This is a genomic window from Clavibacter michiganensis subsp. insidiosus (genome assembly GCF_002240565.1).
GTDB classification, from domain to species: domain Bacteria; phylum Actinomycetota; class Actinomycetes; order Actinomycetales; family Microbacteriaceae; genus Clavibacter; species Clavibacter insidiosus.
Window position 1 is genome coordinate 1,783,368 of record NZ_MZMO01000001.1, and the last position, 19,632, is coordinate 1,802,999.

Sequence of the window (19,632 nt, forward strand, 5' to 3'; positions counted from 1 at the left end):
ACGGGGGCCGCGGCGGTGGGTCGGGCGGTGATCAGCCCTTGGGGAGGGGCAGACGCGGCGGGAGCAGGCTCGGGTTCTCGATGCCCCAGTACGCGGGCATGGCCTCCTGATTGTTCCCGAACGGGAGCGGCTGGTCCCACGGCTGGTCGATCGACGGGCTGTGCAGCCAGGTCCGCGAGTTGTCGGAGCCCCAGAAGGTGACCGACTCGAGGTCGCCGGCCTCCTGCCGGATCATCGTGAACAGGTCCTTGTAGACCCAGCCCACGGCCGCGGCGGTGTCGTCCGGGTCGGAGTAGATCGGCGCCGTGCGGTTCCGGTTCTCGCTGTTGCCCGTCGCGGCGGCCTGCGACGCGCCGACGTCCAGCTCGGAGATGGCCTGGAGGAGGTCCGGGTCGAGGGCCTTCACCGCGTGGATCGTGTTCCTCAGCTCCTCGATGTCGCTGCGGAGCCCGATGTGTCTCTGCTGCGACACGCCCTCGACCGGGATGTGCCGCTCCAGGAGGTCGGAGACGAGCCCGAGGTAGTCGGCGCGCTTGCTCGGCGAGTCGGTGTTGTACTCGTTGATGAAGAGCTTGACGCCCGGGAAGTAGTTCTTCGCGAGCTGGAGGCCCTCGTCGACGAAGCCCTCGCCGAGCACCCGGAAGAAGGGCGTGTCCTTCATGTCGTGCGGGTTGCCGTCGGGGCCGTCGTCGATGACCTCGTTGACGACGTCCATGGCCCAGATGGGGCTGTTCCCCTTCGGGTACCGGGACGCGATGTGGTCGGCGATCGCCTTCATGTGGGCTTCCATGCGCGCCTTGAGCAGCGCCTGGTCGGCCGGGCTGTTCGTCAGCGGCCGGCCGTGGTCGAGGGAGAACCAGTCGGGCGTCTGCGGCTTCCAGAAGGGGACGTGGAAGTACATCTTCATGCCGTGGGCGCCGCAAAGTCGAGGAGCTCGTCGATGCCGCTGAAGTCGAACCGGCCCTCGACGGGCTGGATGGCGTCGGCCTTGCCCTCGTTCTCCGTGGTCATGGCGTTGACGTGGCGGGCGATGAGGTCGGCCGAGGTGCCCTGCACCTCGCCGCTGCCCATCGCCACGCTGACGTGCTCGATGCCGGCGGCACCGAGGACGTCCTTGAGCGCGGGGACCTGCATGCCGGGGACGGGCGTGCTCGGAGCTGCGGCGGATGCGGACACCGCCGGGACTCCCACGGCGACGGCGGTGAGGACGGCGGCGGGCGACGCGAGGGCGGCGAGGCCGCGACGGGGGCGACGGCGGGCGTCGCGGTTCGGGAGGGATGGCGTCGTGCGGACGGACGCGCGGGGACGTTGTGGGGTGGGGGTCACTGGTGCCTTTCGTACGTGGATGGGACACCTGGACCCAAGGGAGGACCGTCCCGCCGCCGAGCGGGTTGTGGACAGGACGCAACGAGCTCCGCGGCGGGAGGCCGCGCGGTCCGCGGCGCACCGGGTACACGGGGCCGACCGGGTACACGGGGCCTACCGGTCACCTCGGGCGTCGGCCGGTCGCGACCCGGGTGCCGTCGTGCTCGTCGTCCGCGGGTCCGGCGAGCGGGTCGGCTCGCGCCTCCAGGCCGGCGGAGGCGAGCGCGTCGAGGGCGGCGGGGAGCTGCGCGTCCGCGACCTCGACGAGGAGCAGCCCGCCGGGTGCGAGCCAGGAGCCGCTCCCGAGCGCCGCGCGCCGGAGCACGTCGAGCCCGTCGGCGCCCCCGTCGCGCGTCACCTCCGGCTCGTGCAGGCGCGCCTCGGGCGGCAGGAGGTCGAGCGCGGCACGAGGGACGTACGGCACGTTGGCGACGAGGACGTCGATCCGACCGCGGAGGTCGTCCGGCAGGGCGTCGAGCAGGTCGCCGCGGTGCACGTCGACGCCGCGCGGGGCGAGGTTCTCCGCCGCGCACGCCACGGCGACGGGATCGACGTCGGCGGCGTGGAGGATCGCCCCGGGCACCTCGTCCGCGAGCACGGCGGCGATGGCCCCCGATCCGCAGCACAGGTCGACGACGACGGGGTGGTCGACCGCGCGCGCCGCGGCGACGGCGGCCCGCGCCAGGCGCTCGGTGCGGCGGCGCGGCACGAAGACCCTGGGCCGCACGATGATCCGACGCCCGGCGAACGCGGCCCAGCCGAGGACGGTCTCGAGGGGCTCCCCCGCCACGCGGTCCGCCGACATCCCCTCGAGCGCGGCCGCGCGAGCGTCTCCCCCGTCGTCCGGATGACGGTCGGCGGCCTCCGCGACGAGCAGCGCGGCCTCCTCCTCGGCGAACACGCACCCCGCGGCCCGGAGGCGCGCGACGAGGTCGTTGTCGCGCCCGTCGCAGGTCGCGCCGGGCCCGTTCAGATGTCGTCCGTGGCGCGGAGGTGCTCGAGCAGCGCGGCGGCGCGCAGGAGGTCGTCGCCGTGCACGGGCGGGCGGGCCTGCCGCGCGGCCTGCTCCAACCACTCGGCGCGGGCCGTCCGGACGCCCAGGACGAGCGCCCGGCCGCCGTCGGAGAGGTGCAGGTAGGACCCGACGGGGTCCTCGGACTCCAGCACGAGGCCCTTCTGCATGAGCGACGCGAGGCTCGGCACGGTGGCCGCGCGGGCGGTGCGGGTGTCGAGCGCGAGCGACGCGCGGTCCATGCGCTCGGTGCCGGAGAGCCGTCGGAGGATGAGGATCTGGACGCCGGTGAGCCCGTCCCAGCTCGCGTCGACGGACGCGTCGATGCGCTCGGACACGGAGCTGAGCGCGTCGGCGAGGCGGGTGTGCGGGACGGCGGGATCGGTCACGATGCTCCTGACGGTGGGGCGGGCTCCGGTGGGTCCGAGGCTCTCGCCTCCGGCCTGAGGGAGCGTCGTGTGGCTCACGCTAGCCCCCTCGCGCCCCCGATAGGAGCGCGATGTCGTGCGGCGGCGCCGACGCGACGACGCCCGCCGCGGCGAGGCGCCGGGCGGGCGTCGTGGTGCCGGCGTGCCGGCGGGTCGATCAGGACGGGAATTGCGTGAAGTCCGCCGTGGCCGGGTCGGCGCCGAGGCGCGTGCCGGTCTCCAGGGTGTCGATCTCGGCGAGCTCCTCGACAGAGAGCTCGACCTCGATGGCCTGGAAGTTCTGCACGATGCGCTCGGGGGTGACCGACTTGGGGATCACGATGCGGCCCTGTGCGAGGTGCCAGGTGAGCACGATCTGCGCGGGCGTGGCGTCGTGCTGCTTCGCGAGGCGCGTGACGATCTCCGACTCCAGGTCGGCGCCCTGGCCGAGCGGGCTGTACGCCTCGACCTCGATGCCGCGCTCCACGGAGAAGGTGGAGAGGTCGTGCTGCTGGAACGTCGGGTGCACCTCGATCTGGTTCACGGCGGGCACGACGTCGCTCTCGGCGGCCAGCTTCTCCAGGTGCTCCGGCAGGAAGTTGGAGACGCCGATCGCGCGGACGAGGCCCTCGGCGTGCAGCGCCTCGAACGTCTTCCACGTCTCGACGTACAGGCCGTGCTTCGGGTAGGGCCAGTGGATGAGGTAGAGGTCCACCGCGTCGATGCCGAGCTTGCGGCGGCTGTCCTCGAAGGCGCTGCGGGCGCTGTCCGCTCCCTGGTCGCCGTTGCGGAGCTTGGTGGTGATGAACAGCTCCTCGCGCGGGATGCCGGTCGCCGCGATGGCGGCGCCCACGCCCTCCTCGTTGTAGTAGCCGGCCGCGGTGTCGATGTGGCGGTAGCCGGCCTCGAAGGCGCGCTCCACGGCCTGCTGCGTCTCGGCGGGCGGGGTCTGGAAGACGCCGAAACCCAGCTGCGGGATGGTGACGCCGTTGTTCAGGGTGATGAGGGGGGATGCCATGTGCTCTCGTCTTCTTCGTCTCGATGGTCACGTCGGGTGCGGGAGGCGCCGTCGTGCGCACCTCACCGACTCGCCCACCGTACGCCCGGGCCGCGCTCGACCGTCCGGCTCGGACGCCCGCTCCGCGGAGGGCGAACAGGTCGTGTCGCCCGCCGGCCGGTCGACCCGGCAGGGACGACGGACGGGCGCCGCCCTCTCGCGAGGTGCGGCGCCCGTCGGGTCGATCGGCGGAGCGGGTCAGTGGCCGGAGGTCTCCAGCACGTAGCCCTCCTCGCCGTGGACGATGGTGTCGATGCCCGCGATCTCGTCCTCGTTCTTCACCCGGAAGCCCATGGTCTTCTGGATGATCGTGCCGATGACGTACGAGAGGACGAACGAGTAGATCAGCACCGCGAAGGCGGCGAGGGCCTGCTTGCCGAGCTGCTCGAGCGAGCCCGAGTAGATGAGGCCGACCTTCGTGGCGAAGATGCCGATGTAGAGCGTGCCGATGAGGCCGCCGATGAGGTGGATGCCCACCACGTCGAGCGAGTCGTCGAAGCCGAGCTTGAACTTGAGCTCGATCGCGACGGCGCAGACGGCGCCGGCGATGAGGCCGAGGACGATCGCCCAGGTCGGCGAGAGCGCGGCGCACGCCGGGGTGATGGCGACGAGGCCCGCGACCGCGCCGGACGCGGCGCCCACCGAGGTGGGCTTGCCGTCGCGGATCTTCTCGACCACGAGCCAGCCGAGGATCGCGGCGGCGGGGGCGGCGATGGTGTTGAGGAACGCGATGGCCGCGATGCCGTCGGCCGCGAGCTCGGAGCCGGCGTTGAAGCCGAACCAGCCGAACCAGAGGAGGCCGGCGCCGAGGAGCACGAACGGCGGGTTGTGCGGCACGTGCATGCCCTTGGCGAACCCGACGCGCTTGCCGAGGACCAGCGAGAGGGCGAGGGCCGCGGCACCCGCGTTGATGTGGACCGCCGTGCCGCCGGCGAAGTCGATGGCGCCGACGTTGTAGGCGATCCACCCGCCGTCGACCGTGGATCCGTCGGCGACCGTGAAGTTGAAGACCCAGCTGGCGACCGGGAAGTAGACGACCGTGGCCCACACGCCCGCGAAGACCATCCAGGCACCGAACTTCGCGCGGTCGGCGATGGCGCCGGAGATGAGGGCGACCGTGATGATCGCGAACGTGGCCTGGAAGGCGGCGAAGGCGAGCGTCGGGTACGAGGACGTCTGGTCGCCGAGCGCCGCGGTGTACGCGTCGCCGAGGCCGAGCTGGCCGAGGTCGATGCCGAGGACGCCGTCGATGCCGACGAAGCGCGGGTTGCCCGCCGCGCCGTCGGGCCCGTTGCCGAACGCGATGGCGTAGCCGTACAGGACCCAGAGGAGCCCGATGAGGCCCATGGCCCCGAAGCTCATCATCATCATGCTGATGACGCTCTTGGCCTTGACGAGCCCGCCGTAGAAGCACGCCAGACCCGGCGTCATCAGGAGGACCAGCGCCGCGGCGATCAGGAGGAAGGCGGTGTTGCCTTGATCCATGGTGTTTCACCTCTCGTAGATCGTGCAGGGGGTCGCACCGGACTGGAGGGCGAGCGGCCGCCCGTGTGGTCGGGTGGTTCGGCGCGAGCCGTGTGCCGGGTACGCGTCCAGTGTCGGGGGGCGAGGTTTCGCCGGCTCGCCGGACGTGTTTCCGGCTCGTTACACGGGTGACGCTCGTGTGAACATCGTGTTTCCGCGCGGCGGGGATGCCCGTGACGGCCCCCGATCCAGGGACGTCGAAGCGTCGTGGGCTAGAGGTCGCGTCCGGCCGCGGTGAGCGAGATGAGCCGCGAGATCGCGCGCAGGTACTTCTTGCGGTAGCCGCCCGCGAGCATCTCGGCCGAGAACGCCTCGTCGAACGGCGTGCCCGACGCGAGCAGCGGGATCTGCGCGTCGTAGACCCGGTCGACGAAGGCGACGAAGCGGAGGGCGTCGGTCTGGCCCTGCAGCTGGGTCACGCCGCGGAGCGCGATGGCGTCCACGCCCTCGATGACCTTCACGTACTTGGAGGGGTGCAGCCGCGAGAGGTGCGCCACCAGCTCGGGGAACCCGTCGACGGTCACGGACCGGCCCGCGGCCTGCGCGGCAGCCGCCCGGGCGTCGAGGTCGTCCGCGTTCACCGTGACCGCGTGGCCCTCGAAGGCGCGGCGCCGGTAGTCGAGCCCGTCGATGCGGATGGTGTCGAACCGGTCGCTCATGGCCTGGATCTCGCGCAGGAAGTCGGCCGCGGCGAACCGCCCCTCCCCCAGCGCGTTCGGCGGCGTGTTGCTCGTCGCGGCGATGCGCGTGCCGTCGGCCACGAGGTCGGACAGCAGGCGCGTCATCATCATCGTGTCGCCCGGGTCGTCGAGCTCGAACTCGTCGATGGCCACGAGCGTCGCGCCGCGCAGGATGCCGACGGCGCCCTGGTAGCCGAGCGCGCCGACGAGCGCCGTGTACTCGATGAAGGTGCCGAAGTACTTCGGTCCCGGCATGGCGTGCCAGAGCGACGCGAGGAGGTGGGTCTTGCCGACGCCGAACCCGCCGTCGAGGTAGACGCCGGGCTTGAGGGCGGGCGCCTTCCTGCGCGAGAACAGGCCGCCGCGTGATCCGGCGCGGTCGCCCGAGAACGCCCGCAGCACCTCGACGGCCTGCGCCTGGGTGTCGTACTCGGGGTCGGGCCGGTAGGTGTCGAACCTCGCCTCGTCGAACTGCCGCGGCGGCACGAGGTGCGCAGCGATCTCCGCGCCCGTGATGCTCGGCGAGCGGCCGACGAGGGCACCGGGTCCCGTGCCCTCCGCGTCGTGGCTCCGCGATCCGATGTCGGCGTTCGTCACAGGTGGGTCTCCGGCTGTCATGTGGCGGTGTCGGGAAGTCCCGCGCAGGGCGAACCGTTACCGTGGATGGTGGTCGACGCGGTGCGCAAGGTGCCCGCGGGACACCCACCAGACTAATCGCGTCCCACCCAGCGCGGCCCCGCCGGCCGCGAGAGCAGGAGAGCCCCATGGCCGTCGAGCCGGACACCACCCCCAGGTTCGCCGAGTACGCCCACCCGGAGCGCCTCGTCAGCGGCGACTGGCTCCAGGAGAGCCTCGCCGACGGCGCGCTGACGCCCGGCCTCGTGGTCGTCGAATCCGACGAGGACGTGCTGCTCTACGAGACGGGCCACATCCCCGGCGCGGTCAAGCTCGACTGGCACACCGACCTCAACGACCCCGTGCAGCGCGACTACGTCGACGGCGAGCGGTTCGCGCAGCTCATGTCGGAGCGCGGCATCGCGCGCGACAGCACGGTCGTCATCTACGGCGACAAGAGCAACTGGTGGGCCGCGTACGCCCTCTGGGTCTTCACGCTGTTCGGCCACGAGGACGTGCGCCTGCTCGACGGCGGCCGGGACAAGTGGATCGCCGAGGGGCGCCCCACCACCACCGACCGCCCCGAGGCCACCCCGGTCGAGTACCCCGTCGTCGAGCGCCGCGACGAGGAGATCCGCGCGTTCAAGGACGACGTGCTCGCGCACCTCGGCAACCCGCTCATCGACGTCCGCAGTCCCGAGGAGTTTACCGGCCAGCGCACCACCGCGCCCGCGTACCCCGAGGAGGGCGCGCTCCGCGCCGGCCACATCCCCACCTCGCAGAACGTGCCGTGGGCCAAGGCCGCGGCCGAGGACGGCTCGTTCAGGACGCGCGCCGAGCTGGACGCGGTCTACCGGGACGGCGCGGGCCTCGACGACGGCGACGACGTGGTGGTCCTCTGTCGCATCGGCGAGCGCTCGAGCCACACGTGGTTCGTGCTCACGCACCTGCTCGGCTTCGAGGGGGTCCGCAACTACGACGGCTCCTGGACCGAGTGGGGCTCCGCCGTCCGCGTCCCGATCGTCCAGGGCGCCGAGCCCGGGGAGCTGCCCGCCCGATGAGCGGATCCCCCGCGCTGCCCGCGGCGCTCGCCGAGATCCGCGACGACTTCCTCGCGCTCGAGCAGCGCGACCGGCTCCTGCTCCTCCTCGACTTCAGCAACGAGCTGCCCGCGCTGCCCGCGCGGTATGCCGAGCACCCCGACCTGCTCGAGCGCGTGGAGGAGTGCCAGTCGCCCGTGTTCATGTTCGTGGAGGTCGTCGACGGCGACGTGCACGTGCACGCGCAGGCTCCGGCCGAGGCGCCGACGAGCCGCGGCTTCGCGTCGATCCTCGCGCAGGGGCTCGACGGGCTCCCGGCCGACGAGGTGCTCGCCGTGCCCGACGACTACCCCTCCACCATCGGCCTCGACGCGGCCGTGTCGCCGCTGCGCATGCGCGGCATGACGGCGATGCTCGGGCGGGTCAAGCGCCAGGTGCGCGAGCGGCTCGCGGGGTGAGGATCACGCGGGTCCTGCCCGTCTCCGGACCGGCCGACGCGGCCGCCTCGCGCGGGTTGGACGACGAGGGCACCCGCGAGTGGCTGGAGGACCTCTACAGTCCGGGATCCGCCGACCACGTCCGCCTCAACTTCGTGGCGTCGGTCGACGGCAGCGTCATCGGCGCGGACGGCACGTCCGACAGCCTCTCGAGCGTCGTGGACCGGCGGATCCTCGGCGTGATCCGCGAGCTCGCCGACATCGTGCTCGTGGGCGCGGGCACGGTGCGCGCCGAGCGCTACGTGCTCCCCCGCCGCACGCCCCTGGCCGTCGCGACCTCCTCGGGTGACCTGGAGGGGCACCGCTTCGACCCCGACGCCGGGGCGGGCCGCCTCCTCGTGCTGTGCCCGCCCGAGGCGCGCGACCGGGCCGTGGCGACGCTGGGGGGCGTGCCCGCCGAGATGGTCTCCGTGCCGCTGGGCGCCGCGGCCGACGGGCGGATGGGAGGCGACCACGTCGTCGACGCGCTCCGCGGTCGCGGGTTGACCCGTGTCGTGTGCGAGGGCGGGCCCGCGCTCGCCGCATCGCTCCTCGCGGCGGGTCGTGTGGACGAGCTCTGCCTCACCACCTCGCCCGAACTCGTGACGCCGCTCACGCCGCTGGTACCGGCGGGCTCCGGCATCCACTCCTCGATGCGGCTCGACCAGCTGCTCGTCGACGACGACCACCGCACCTACGCGCGCTGGGCGGTGCGGCGGGGCTGATCCCCTGATCGCGCCGCCATCGGCGACCGTGCCGCCCGTCCCCCGTCGCGGCGTGGCTCCCGGCGCGTCGACCGGCGGACCATATTCTGCACACGTGGTAGAGACCCGTGACAGTGCCGAGGATCCGCCCGAGTTCCGCGCGGCGCTGGACGCCCTGCGGCGTGCCACCACGCGATCCGAGCTCGTGCTGACGGAGATCCCCTCGCCCTCGAGCAACCTGGCGCCGTACGCGGTGGCGCTCGCCGCCGACGTCTCGCCCTCGGGTCACGCCTCCGACTCGGAGCTCGGCACCGGCCGCTTCATCCTGCTGCACGACCCGGAGGAGCCGGAGGCGTGGGGCGGCGCCTTCCGCGTCGTCTGCTTCGCGCAGGCGCCGCTCGAGACCGACATGGGGACGGATCCGTTCCTCGCCGACGTCGCGTGGTCCTGGCTCGTCGACGGCCTCGCCTCCCGCGGCGCCCGGTACTCCTCGCCGTCGGGTACCGCCACCCGGATCATCTCCACCGGCTACGGCGAGCTCGCCCGCCAGGGCAGCGGCGCCAAGATCGAGCTGCGCGCCTCGTGGACACCCGCGGACGCCGACGTGACCGCCCATGTGGAAGGCTGGGGGGAACTACTGTGCATGCTCGCAGGGCTCCCTCCCGCGGGCGAAGGAGTGACACTGCTATCAGCGCGACGCACCCGGACGTGAACGCCCCGTCCGACACCCCCGACCCCGACGCGACCGGCGGAGACGCCCCGGTCTCGCCGCCCACCGGTCTGACGCGGCCTGCCATGGGGACGTCCCTGTTCTCCGACGTGCCGGGATCCACCGCGACCGATGTGGTCGCCGCCCGCACCCGCACGCGCACCCGACGGACCGCGCCCGAGCGGGTCGCCGACCCCGCACCGGCTGCCGCTGCACCCGGGCCGGACGCCCCCGTGACGGCGCCCGCGCAGGGCGCCGACGACGCTCCCGCGCGGTCGCCCCTCCGCGAGGCCGCGGCGACGGGCGACCTCACCGTCATCGACACGCGGGAGGACTACCTGCGCGCCGTCGAGGCCATCGCGGCAGGCACGGGTCCCATCGCGGTCGACGCCGAGCGGGCCTCCGGCTTCCGCTACAGCCAGCGCGCGTACCTCATCCAGGTGTTCCGCCGCGGCGCCGGCACCTTCCTCTTCGACCCGCCCGCCGTCGGCGACTTCTCGGAGCTCGACGACGTGATCCGCGACGTGGAGTGGGTGCTGCACGCCGCCAGCCAGGACCTCGCCTGCCTCCGCGAGGTGGGCCTCGACCCGCAGCGCATCTTCGACACCGAGCTCGCGTCGCGCCTGCTCGGCCTGCCGCGCGTGGGCCTCGGCACCGTGGTGGAGGAGCTGCTCGGGATCCACCTGGCCAAGGAGCACTCGGCCGCCGACTGGTCGACCCGCCCGCTCCCCCGCGCCTGGCTCGTCTACGCCGCGCTCGACGTCGAGCTGCTCGTGGACGTACGCGACGAGATCGCGCGCCGCCTCGAGGAGCAGGGCAAGACGGGCATCGCCGAGCAGGAGTTCGCCGCGACGATCGCCAAGGAGGCGAAGCCCGCCCGGGTCGAGCCGTGGCGTCGGCTCAGCGGCCTGCACGGGGTGCGCGGCGGTCGCAACCTGGCGGTCGCCAAGGAGCTGTGGGAGGCCCGCGACGCGTACGCGCGCGAGGTCGACACGAGCCCCGGCCGCCTCGTCCCCGACGGGTCGCTCGTCGCGGTCGCCCGGATCCTGCCGCAGACCAAGCGGGACCTCGCCGCCGTGCGCGAGTTCTCCGGGCGCGCGAGCCGCAGCGAGATCGATCGCTGGTGGGCCGCCGTCGAGCGGGGGCTCGCCGCGACCGAGTTCCCGCAGCTGCGCGGCACGGGCGAGAGCATGCCGCCGCCCAAGGCCTGGGCCGACAAGGACCCCGCCGCCGACCGCCGCCTCAAGCGCGCCCGCGTGGCTGTGCAAGAGGTCGCGACCGGGATGGGCGTGCCGCAGGAGAACCTGCTGACCCCCGAGGTGCTGCGTCGCGTCGCCTGGACGCCGCCCGCCGACCTCGCGCCCGAGGCCATGGCGGAGGCGCTCGGGTCGTGGGGCGCGCGCCCCTGGCAGATCGAGGCGACGGCCGCTCCGGTGGCCGCGGCGTTTGTCGATGCGGACCAAGCCGACGACGCGACCGACGACGGGGCCTCGTAGGAACAGTCAACGGATTCGGCCCCCGTCCGGCTTCTTCCTAGGGTGGGGGAAATCGATGCGAGGAGGCGTCAGTGGTCGAGAGAGCCGAAGTCCATTTCGTGGACGGGGTCCGCACCCCGTTCGGACGAGCGGGTGAGAAGGGCATGTACTGGCGGACCCGCGCCGACGACCTGGTGGTCAAGGCCATGATCGGGTTGCTCGAGCGGAACCCCCGGGTGCCGAAGGACCGGATCGACGAGGTCGCCATCGCGGCCACGACGCAGACGGGCGACCAGGGCCTCACCCTCGGCCGCACGGCCGCGCTGCTCGCCGGGCTCCCCCGCTCCGTCCCCGGCTTCGCCATCGACCGGATGTGCGCCGGCGCCATGACGAGCGTCACGGCCACCGCGGGCGGCATCGCCTTCGGCGCCTACGACCTCGCGATCGCAGGCGGCGTCGAGCACATGGGCCGCCACCCCATGGGCTTCGACGCGGATCCGAACCCCCGCTTCCTCGCGGAGCGCCTCGTGAGCCAGGACGCCCTCAACATGGGGAACACGGCCGAGCGGATCCACGACCGCTTCCCGGCGCTCACCCGCGAGCGGGCCGACCGCTACGCGCTCGCCAGCCAGCGGAAGACCGCGCTCGCGTACGCCAACGGCGACATCCAGCCGGACCTCGTGCCCGTCGCGACCCGGTCCGACCAGGGCTGGGGCCTCGCGACGCGCGACGAGGCGATGCGCCCCGAGACCACGCTCGAGGGCCTCGCCGGGCTCCGGACCCCCTTCCGCCCGCACGGCCGCGTCACGGCCGGCAACTCGTCGGGCCTCAACGACGGCGCCACGGCCGCCCTGCTCGCGAGCGGCGACGCCGTCGAGGAGCTCGGCCTCGCGCCGAAGATGACGCTGGTGTCCTTCGCGTTCGCGGGCGTCGAGCCCGAGATCATGGGCATCGGACCGGTGCCGAGCACCGAGAAGGCGCTTCGGAAGGCCGGGCTCACCATCGACGACATCGGGCTCTTCGAGCTCAACGAGGCCTTCGCCATCCAGGTGCTCAGCCTCCTCGACCACTTCGGCATCGACGACGACGACCCGCGCGTCAACGAGTACGGCGGCGCCATCGCCGTCGGCCACCCGCTCGCGTCCAGCGGCGTCCGGCTCATGAACCAGCTCGCGCGCCAGTTCGAGCAGCACCCCGAGGTCCGCTACGGCCTCACGGCGATGTGCGTCGGCCTCGGCCAGGGCGGCAGCGTCATCTGGGAGAACCCGCACTTCACCGGCAAGAGGAAGAGGAACACGTGACCGACACCAGCCGCTTCCGGGAGCTCGTGGCGCTCGATCCCGACGAGGTCGTCACCCACTCGTTCGTCTGCGACGTGCCGCTGCCGTCCGGCGGCGTGCTCGCGCTCGTCACGCTCGACAACGGCCGCGACCACACGCGGCCGTCCACACTCGGCCCGGCCACGCTGCTCGAGCTCGCGGACGCGCTCGACGGCCTGGCGATCCGGGCGGCCGCCGGGGAGATCCACGGTGTCGCGATCACGGGCAAGCCGTTCATCCTCGCCGCGGGCGCGGACCTCAGCAAGGTCGGCGAGATCCCCAGCCGCGACGTCGGCCGCCAGATGGCGCAGCTCGGGCACGACACCCTCGGACGCCTGCACCGCCTCGGCGTGCCGTCGTTCACGTTCGTCAACGGGCTCGCGCTCGGTGGCGGTCTCGAGATCGGACTCAACTCCGACTACCGCACGGTCGACGAGTCCGTGCCGGCGGTCGCGCTGCCCGAGGTCTTCCTCGGGATCATCCCCGGTTGGGGTGGCGCGTGGCTGCTGCCGAACCTCATCGGCATCGAGAACGCCCTCAAGGTCATCATCGAGAACCCGCTCAAGAACAACCGCACGCTGAAGGCCCAGGACGTGATGGAGCTCGGCATCGCCGACGCGTCGTTCCCGTCCGCGTCCTTCCTCGAGCAGTCGATCCGGTGGGCCGACGGGGTCATCTCCGGCGCCATCGAGGTCAAGCGCCCGCACGCGCCCGGCCGCCTCGAGCGCCTCGCCAAGTGGGACGTCGCCATCGGCATCGCGCGGAAGTCGCTCGAGCAGCGCATCGGCACCGTGGCGCAGTCGCCGTACCGCGCGCTCGACCTGCTGCAGGCCGCCAAGCGCAGCACGCGCGAGGAGGGCTTCGCGGCCGAGGACGAGGCCCTCGCCGACCTCATCTCCGGCGACCAGTTCCGCGCCAGCATCTACGCGTTCGACCTCGTGCAGAAGCGCGCCAAGCGGCCCGCGGGAGCGCCGGACAAGGCCCTGGCCCGGAAGGTCACCAAGGTCGGCGTCGTCGGGGCCGGCCTCATGGCGTCGCAGTTCGCCTTGCTGTTCGTGCGCCGCCTCCAGGTCCCCGTGGTCATCACGGACCTCGACCAGGCGCGCGTGGACGCGGGCGTCGCCGGCATCCACGGCGAGATCCGCAAGCTCGCGGAGAAGGGACGCGTCTCCCCCGACGAGGCCAACCGCCTCCAGGCGCTCGTCACGGGTACGACCGACAAGGCCGACTTCGCCGACGCGGACTGGGTGATCGAGGCCGTGTTCGAGGAGCTCAGCGTGAAGCAGGCGGTCTTCGCCGAGATCGAGCAGCACGTCTCCGAGACCGCGATCCTTGCCACGAACACGTCGAGCCTCTCGGTCGAGCGCATCGCCGAGCGGCTGCGGCACCCGGAGCGCGTGGTGGGCTTCCACTTCTTCAACCCGGTCGCCGTGATGCCGCTCATCGAGGTCGTGCGCACCCCGCAGACCACCGACGAGACGCTGTCGACCGCGATGCAGGTGGCGAAGCAGCTCCGCAAGAACGCCGTCATCACCCGGGACACCCCGGGCTTCGTGGTGAACCGGATCCTCGCGAAGGTCCTCGGCGAGGCCATGCACGCGGTCGACACGGGCACGCCCTTCGAGGTCGTCGACCGGTCGCTCGCGCCGTTCGGCCTGCCGATGACGCCGTTCGAGCTGCTCGAGCTCGTCGGCCTCAAGGTCGGCGCGCACGTGCTCGACACGCACCACGCCGCGTTCCCGGACCGGTTCTTCGAGAGCCCGAACCTGCACCGGCTCGCCGATCTCGGGCGCATCTACGCGCGGGACGCGAAGGGCCGGCCGACCGGCTTCGACAAGGAGGCCGTGCGCATCGTCAAGGGCGGGAAGTCGCCCATGACGGCGGAGGAGATCCGCGAGCGCGTCGAGACCGGCCTCGCCGACGAGGTGCACCGCATGCTCGAGGACGACGTCGTGCACGCGGCGGAGGACATCGACCTGTGCCTCATCCTCGGCGCCGGCTACCCCTTCCAGATGGGCGGCCTCACGCCGTACCTCGACCGCGTCGGCGCGAGCGACCGGGCGTTCGGCGACACGTTCCACCACCCGCCGATCCGCGGCGTGGCGTAGCGACCCGCTCACGACGGAGGGGCCCGTCCGCGATGCGGTCGGGCCTCTCCGTCGTCGTGCCTGCTATCCCTGCTCGTCGTCCTCGGCCCGGATGGACACGCGCTCCTCGTCCTCCGGCAGCGGTCGGGCCGCGGGCACGCGGCTCCCCAGCACCTGGGCGACGACGTCACGCGCGATGTGCTGCGGGGTGAGGCCGACGCGCTCGAGGATCTCCGATCGCGTGCCGTGGTCGAGGAACTCGTCGGGGAGGCCCAGCTCCGTCACGCCCGTGTCGATGCCGGCCTCGCGGAGGTCCTGACGGATACGCGTGCCGATGCCGCCGACCACGACGCCGTCCTCGATGGTCACGACGAGGCGGTGCATCCCTCCGAGCTCCACGACGCTGCGCGGCACGGGCACGACCCACCGGGGATCCACGACGGTCGCGCCGATCCCCTGCGCCGCGAGGCGCTCCGCGACCTCGATGCCCATGGTCGCCATGGGTCCCACCGTGACGATGAGCACGTCCTGGGACGCCGACTCGTGCAGCACGTCGACGCCGTCGTCGAGGCGCCGCACGGCTTCGATCTCGTCGCCCACGTTGCCCTTGGAGAAGCGCACGACGGTGGGCGCGTCGTCGACCTTCACGGCCTCCCCCAGCTCCTCGCGGAGCCGCGTCGCGTCGCGTGGGGCGCTCAGGCGGATGTGGGGCACGATCTGCAGCAGCGCCAGGTCCCACATGCCGTGGTGGCTCGGCCCGTCGGGACCGGTGACGCCGGCCCGGTCGAGCACGAAGGTCACGCCCGCGCGGTGCAGGGCGACGTCCATGAGCACCTGGTCGAAGGCGCGGTTGACGAAGGTCGCGTAGAGCGCGACGATCGGGTGCAGTCCGCCGTACGCCAGGCCCGCCGCGCTCGTCACGGCGTGCTGCTCCGCGATGCCGACGTCGTGCACGCGGTCGGGGTGCTTCTCGGCGAACCTGTGGAGGCCCACCGGGCGGAGCATCGCGGCGGTGATGCCGACGATGCGGGGATCCTCGTCCGCGAGGGCCAGGATCTCGTCCGCGAACACGCTCGTCCAGCTCACGGCCTGCGACGGGTCGATGGGCTCGCCCGTCTCGGGGTCGATCTGCCCGACCGCGTGGAACTGGTCGGCAACGTCCCGGCGCGCGGGCTCGTACCCGCGGCCCTTCTCGGTGATCGCGTGGACGATGACGGGGGCGCCGTAGTCGCGGGCCTGCTCGAGGGCCTCCTCCATCGCCTGCTGGTCGTGGCCGTCGATGGGGCCCAGGTACTTGATGTCGAGGTTGGAGTACAGCGCCTCGTTGTCGGTGACGCGCGTGAGGAATCCGTGGAGCCCGCCGCGGAGGCCGCGGTACAGGCTGTCCCCCGGGGCGCCGAAGACGCCGAACACGCGCTGGCTCGTCTCGTAGAGGCCGCGGTAGGTCCGGCGGGTGCGCACCGTGTTGAGGAAGCGGGCCATGCCGCCGATGGTCGGGGCGTAGGAGCGGCCGTTGTCGTTGACGACGATGATCAGCTTCCGCGTGTTGTCGTCGGAGATGTTGTTGAGCGCCTCCCACGTCATGCCGCCGGTGAGGGCGCCGTCGCCCACCACCGCGACTACGTGCCGGTCGGTCTGGCCGGTGATCCCGAAGGCCCGCGAGATCCCGTCCGCCCAGCTCAGCGAGCTCGACGCGTGCGAGCTCTCGACGATGTCGTGCTCGGACTCCGACCGCTGCGGGTAGCCGGCGAGGCCGCCCGACTCGCGGAGCCGGGAGAAGTCCTGCCGGCCGGTGAGCAGCTTGTGCACGTACGACTGGTGACCGGTGTCGAAGACGATGGGGTCCTTCGGCGAGTCGAAGACCCGGTGGATCGCCAGCGTCGTCTCCACGACGCCGAGGTTCGGCCCGAGGTGGCCGCCCGTCTTGGAGACCTCCGCGACGAGGAACTGCCGGATCTCGGCGGCGAGCTCGAGCATCTGCTCGTGGCTCAGCCGGTCGAGGTCCCGGGGTCCCGTGATCGTCTCGAGGATTCCCATGCTGACCGCCTTCCATCGGGCGTCATGGAACGACGCCCGCCTCTTCGAGTGTACGCAGGGCCCTGCATGCACGAAGGAGGCCGGGCGTCGCCGCCCGGCCTCCTCAGGTCGCCGTTACGCCACCAGGCTGCGTAGCACGTACTGCAGGATCCCGCCGTTGCGGTAGTAGTCCGCCTCGCCGGGGGTGTCGATGCGCACGACCGCGTCGAACTCCACCGTCGCCTTGCCCGCGGGCGAGTCAGCGGTGGGTGCCGCGACCACGTGCACCGTGCGCGGCGTCGTGCCCGAGTTGAGCTCCTCGAGCCCGGTGATGGTGATCTGCTCGGTGCCGTCGAGCCCGAGCGACGCCCAGGACTCGCCCGCCGGGAACTGCAGCGGGACGACGCCCATGCCGATGAGGTTGGAGCGGTGGATCCGCTCGAAGCTCTCGGTGATGACCGCCTTGACGCCCAGCAGGCTCGTGCCCTTGGCCGCCCAGTCGCGCGACGATCCAGAGCCGTACTCCTTGCCGCCGAGGATCACGAGCGGGGTGCCCGCCGCCTGGTAGTTCTCGGACGCGTCGTAGATGAACGACTGCGGGCCGCCCTCCTGCGTGAAGTCGCGGGTGTAGCCGCCCTCGACACCGTCGAGCAGCTGGTTGCGCAGGCGGATGTTCGCGAACGTGCCGCGGATCATGACCTCGTGGTTGCCGCGGCGCGAGCCGTAGGAGTTGTAGTCCTTCCGGCCGACGCCGTGCTCGTCGAGGTAGCGGCCCGCGGGGCTGTCCGCCTTGATGGAGCCGGCGGGGCTGATGTGGTCGGTCGTGACCGAGTCGCCCAGCTTCGCGAGGACGCGCGCGCCCTGGATGTCGGACACCGGCGTGATCTCCATGGTGAGGCCCTCGAAGTACGGGGGCTTCCGCACGTACGTCGACTCCGCGTCCCACTCGAACGTCGCGCCCGTGGGGGTGGGGAGCGAGCGCCAGCGCTCGTCGCCGTCGAAGACGCCGGCGTACTGGTGCGTGAACATGCCCGTGTCGATGGAGCTGTCGATCGTCGACTGGACCTCGTCCGCGTCGGGCCAGATGTCCTTGAGGAACACGTCGTTGCCGTCGCTGTCGGTCCCGAGCGCGTCGGAGTCGAAGTCGAAGTTCATCGACCCGGCCAGCGCGTACGCGATCACGAGCGGCGGGCTCGCGAGGTAGTTCATCTTCACGTCGGGGTTGATGCGGCCCTCGAAGTTCCGGTTGCCCGAGAGGACGGCGGTGACCGCGAGGTCGTTGTCCTGCACCGCGGTGGAGATCTCGTCGATCAGCGGGCCCGAGTTGCCGATGCAGGTCGTGCAGCCGTAGCCGACCGTGTAGAAGCCGAGGTCCTCGAGGTACGTGGTGAGGCCAGACTTCTCGTAGTAGTCCGTGACGACCTTGGATCCGGGCGCGAGCGTGGTCTTCACCCACGGCTTGGCCTTGAGGCCCTTCTTGCTGGCGTTGCGGGCGAGGAGCCCGGCCGCGAGCATGACCGACGGGTTCGACGTGTTGGTGCACGACGTGATGGCCGCGATGGCGACGGCGCCGTGGTCCAGCGTGAAGTCGCTGCCGTCCTGGAGGGTGACGCGCGTGGGCTTCGTGACCGACGCGGGGCTCTGCGACGCGTGGTGGTGCTCGTGCGACGAGTGCTCGTCCTCCGGCTGCAGCTCGCCCGGGTCGGACGCGGGGAAGCTCATCGCCGTCGTGAGATCGACGATGTCGTGGTCGACCTGCGCGTAGTCGTTGAGGTCGCGCTCGAACTGCGACTTCGCGTCGGTCAGCTCGATGCGGTCCTGCGGGCGCTTCGGGCCGGCGATGGAGGGCACGACCGTGGAGAGGTCGAGCTCGAGGTACTCGCTGAAGGACGGCTCGACGTCCGCGTCGTGCCAGAGCTTCTGCTCCTTGGCGTACGCCTCCACGAGCGCGACCTGCTCCTCGCTGCGGCCGGTGAGGCGCAGGTACTCGAGGGTGACGTCGTCGATGGGGAAGACGGCGGCGGTGGAGCCGAATTCGGGGCTCATGTTGCCGATGGTGGCGCGGTTGGCGAGCGGGACGGCGCCGACTCCCGTGCCGTAGAACTCGACGAACTTGCCGACGACGCCGTGCTTGCGCAGCATCTGCGTGATCGTGAGGACCACGTCGGTGGCGGTGACGCCCGTGGGGATCTCGCCCGAGAGCTTGAAGCCGACGACCTTGGGGATGAGCATCGAGACGGGCTGGCCGAGCATGGCCGCCTCCGCCTCGATCCCGCCGACGCCCCAGCCCAGCACGCCCAGGCCGTTGACCATGGTGGTGTGCGAGTCGGTGCCGACGCACGTGTCGGGGTACGCCTGGAGGGCGCCGCCGACCTCGCGCGTCATGGTGACGCGGGCGAGGTGCTCGATGTTGACCTGGTGGACGATGCCGGTCCCGGGCGGGACGACCTTGAAGTCCTCGAACGCCGTCTGGCCCCAGCGGAGGAACTGGTACCGCTCGCCGTTGCGCTCGTACTCGATGTCCACGTTGCGCTCGAGCGCGTCCTCGGACCCGAAGAGGTCGGCGATGACCGAGTGGTCGATCACGAGCTCGGCGGGCGCCAGCGGGTTGATCTTGGTGGGGTCGCCGCCCAGCTCGCCGACGGCCTCGCGCATGGTGGCGAGGTCGACGATGCACGGCACGCCCGTGAAGTCCTGCATCACGACGCGCGCGGGCGTGAACTGGATCTCGGTGTCGGGCTCGGAGTCCGGGGCCCAGTCGCCGAGGGCGCTGATCTGGCTGCCGGTGACGTTCTTGCCGTCCTCGGTGCGGAGGAGGTTCTCGAGCAGCACCTTGAGGCTGAACGGGAGACGCTCGTGGCCCGCCACGGTGTCGATGCGGTAGATCTCGTAGTCGGTGTCCCCGACGCGGAGTGTGTCCTTCGCGCCGAAGCTGTTGATTGCAGACACGTGGCCCTCTTCCCTCGCTGGATGGGCGCGGAAGTCGATTCCGCCCGTCATCCGATCTTGGTCGCCCGCCGCGGCCGGGTCCAGTAAGGCGACCCTGATCGGGCACCCGGCGCGAGGCGGGACGGCGCCGATGTATCTCGACGTCGAGATGAATCTACCATCGCGGTGCAGAGCCCGCGCGCCGCGGCGCGCGGTCA

14 protein-coding genes and 1 pseudogene are annotated in these 19,632 nt (G+C 72.1%); 7 read left to right on the forward strand and 8 right to left on the reverse strand.

Annotation, left to right across the window (positions count from 1 at the left end):
* Window positions 1–31: 31 nt before the first annotated feature.
* The 6 genes and pseudogenes from B5P21_RS08720 to zapE form a co-directional block, all read right to left on the reverse strand.
* Window positions 32–1,134, reverse strand: a pseudogene (locus tag B5P21_RS08720) (endo-1,4-beta-xylanase).
* 352 nt (window positions 1,135–1,486) lie between these two features.
* Window positions 1,487–2,338 (reverse strand): putative protein N(5)-glutamine methyltransferase, encoded by an 852-nt coding sequence (locus tag B5P21_RS08725; RefSeq protein WP_045530325.1) that lies wholly within the window; start codon window positions 2,336–2,338, stop codon window positions 1,487–1,489.
* A complete protein-coding gene (locus tag B5P21_RS08730; protein WP_045528011.1) occupies window positions 2,335–2,766 on the reverse strand; it encodes a helix-turn-helix domain-containing protein in 432 nt (143 codons plus the stop codon). The genes B5P21_RS08725 and B5P21_RS08730 overlap by 4 nt, the downstream gene beginning before the upstream one ends.
* 196 nt (window positions 2,767–2,962) lie before the next feature.
* A complete protein-coding gene (locus tag B5P21_RS08735) occupies window positions 2,963–3,802 on the reverse strand; it encodes an aldo/keto reductase (protein ID WP_094171034.1) in 840 nt (279 codons plus the stop codon).
* Window positions 3,803–4,039: 237 nt separating this feature from the next.
* Complete coding sequence (locus B5P21_RS08740; protein ID WP_045528009.1) at window positions 4,040–5,326, reverse strand: ammonium transporter; 1,287 nt, start codon at window positions 5,324–5,326, stop codon at window positions 4,040–4,042.
* A gap of 251 nt (window positions 5,327–5,577) precedes the next feature.
* Window positions 5,578–6,642 (reverse strand): cell division protein ZapE, encoded by a 1,065-nt coding sequence (gene zapE, locus B5P21_RS08745; RefSeq protein WP_094171035.1) that lies wholly within the window; start codon window positions 6,640–6,642, stop codon window positions 5,578–5,580.
* A gap of 167 nt (window positions 6,643–6,809) precedes the next feature.
* Between zapE and B5P21_RS08750 the strand changes: the two genes are divergently transcribed.
* The 7 genes from B5P21_RS08750 (at window position 6,810) to B5P21_RS08780 (ending at window position 14,491) form a co-directional block, all read left to right on the forward strand.
* Window positions 6,810–7,721 (forward strand): sulfurtransferase, encoded by a 912-nt coding sequence (locus B5P21_RS08750; RefSeq protein WP_045528008.1) that lies wholly within the window; start codon window positions 6,810–6,812, stop codon window positions 7,719–7,721.
* Window positions 7,718–8,158, forward strand: a complete 441-nt coding sequence (locus tag B5P21_RS08755) for a SufE family protein (RefSeq protein WP_045528007.1) — start codon at window positions 7,718–7,720, stop codon at window positions 8,156–8,158. The genes B5P21_RS08750 and B5P21_RS08755 overlap by 4 nt, the downstream gene beginning before the upstream one ends.
* Complete coding sequence (locus B5P21_RS08760; RefSeq protein ID WP_052663198.1) at window positions 8,155–8,901, forward strand: dihydrofolate reductase family protein; 747 nt, start codon at window positions 8,155–8,157, stop codon at window positions 8,899–8,901. The genes B5P21_RS08755 and B5P21_RS08760 overlap by 4 nt, the downstream gene beginning before the upstream one ends.
* 94 nt (window positions 8,902–8,995) lie before the next feature.
* Window positions 8,996–9,592: a DUF3000 domain-containing protein gene (locus tag B5P21_RS08765; protein WP_012038352.1), complete on the forward strand. Its 597-nt coding sequence runs from the start codon at window positions 8,996–8,998 to the stop codon at window positions 9,590–9,592.
* A complete protein-coding gene (locus B5P21_RS08770; protein ID WP_172457223.1) occupies window positions 9,589–11,085 on the forward strand; it encodes a ribonuclease D in 1,497 nt (498 codons plus the stop codon). The genes B5P21_RS08765 and B5P21_RS08770 overlap by 4 nt, the downstream gene beginning before the upstream one ends.
* A 71-nt stretch (window positions 11,086–11,156) precedes the next feature.
* On the forward strand, window positions 11,157–12,365 hold the full coding sequence (locus B5P21_RS08775; RefSeq protein ID WP_045528003.1) for a thiolase family protein: 1,209 nt from the start codon (window positions 11,157–11,159) through the stop codon (window positions 12,363–12,365).
* The gene (locus B5P21_RS08780) at window positions 12,362–14,491 is read left to right on the forward strand and encodes a 3-hydroxyacyl-CoA dehydrogenase NAD-binding domain-containing protein (RefSeq protein WP_094171036.1); all 2,130 of its coding nucleotides are present in this window, start codon (window positions 12,362–12,364) and stop codon (window positions 14,489–14,491) included. The genes B5P21_RS08775 and B5P21_RS08780 overlap by 4 nt, the downstream gene beginning before the upstream one ends.
* Before the next feature lie 63 nt (window positions 14,492–14,554).
* Here B5P21_RS08780 and dxs read toward each other — a convergent pair whose 3' ends face one another.
* On the reverse strand, window positions 14,555–16,507 hold the full coding sequence (gene dxs / locus B5P21_RS08785) for a 1-deoxy-D-xylulose-5-phosphate synthase (protein ID WP_045527999.1): 1,953 nt from the start codon (window positions 16,505–16,507) through the stop codon (window positions 14,555–14,557).
* A gap of 114 nt (window positions 16,508–16,621) precedes the next feature.
* On the reverse strand, window positions 16,622–19,435 hold the full coding sequence (gene acnA / locus B5P21_RS08790) for an aconitate hydratase AcnA (protein ID WP_094171037.1): 2,814 nt from the start codon (window positions 19,433–19,435) through the stop codon (window positions 16,622–16,624).
* Window positions 19,436–19,632: the final 197 nt, after the last annotated feature.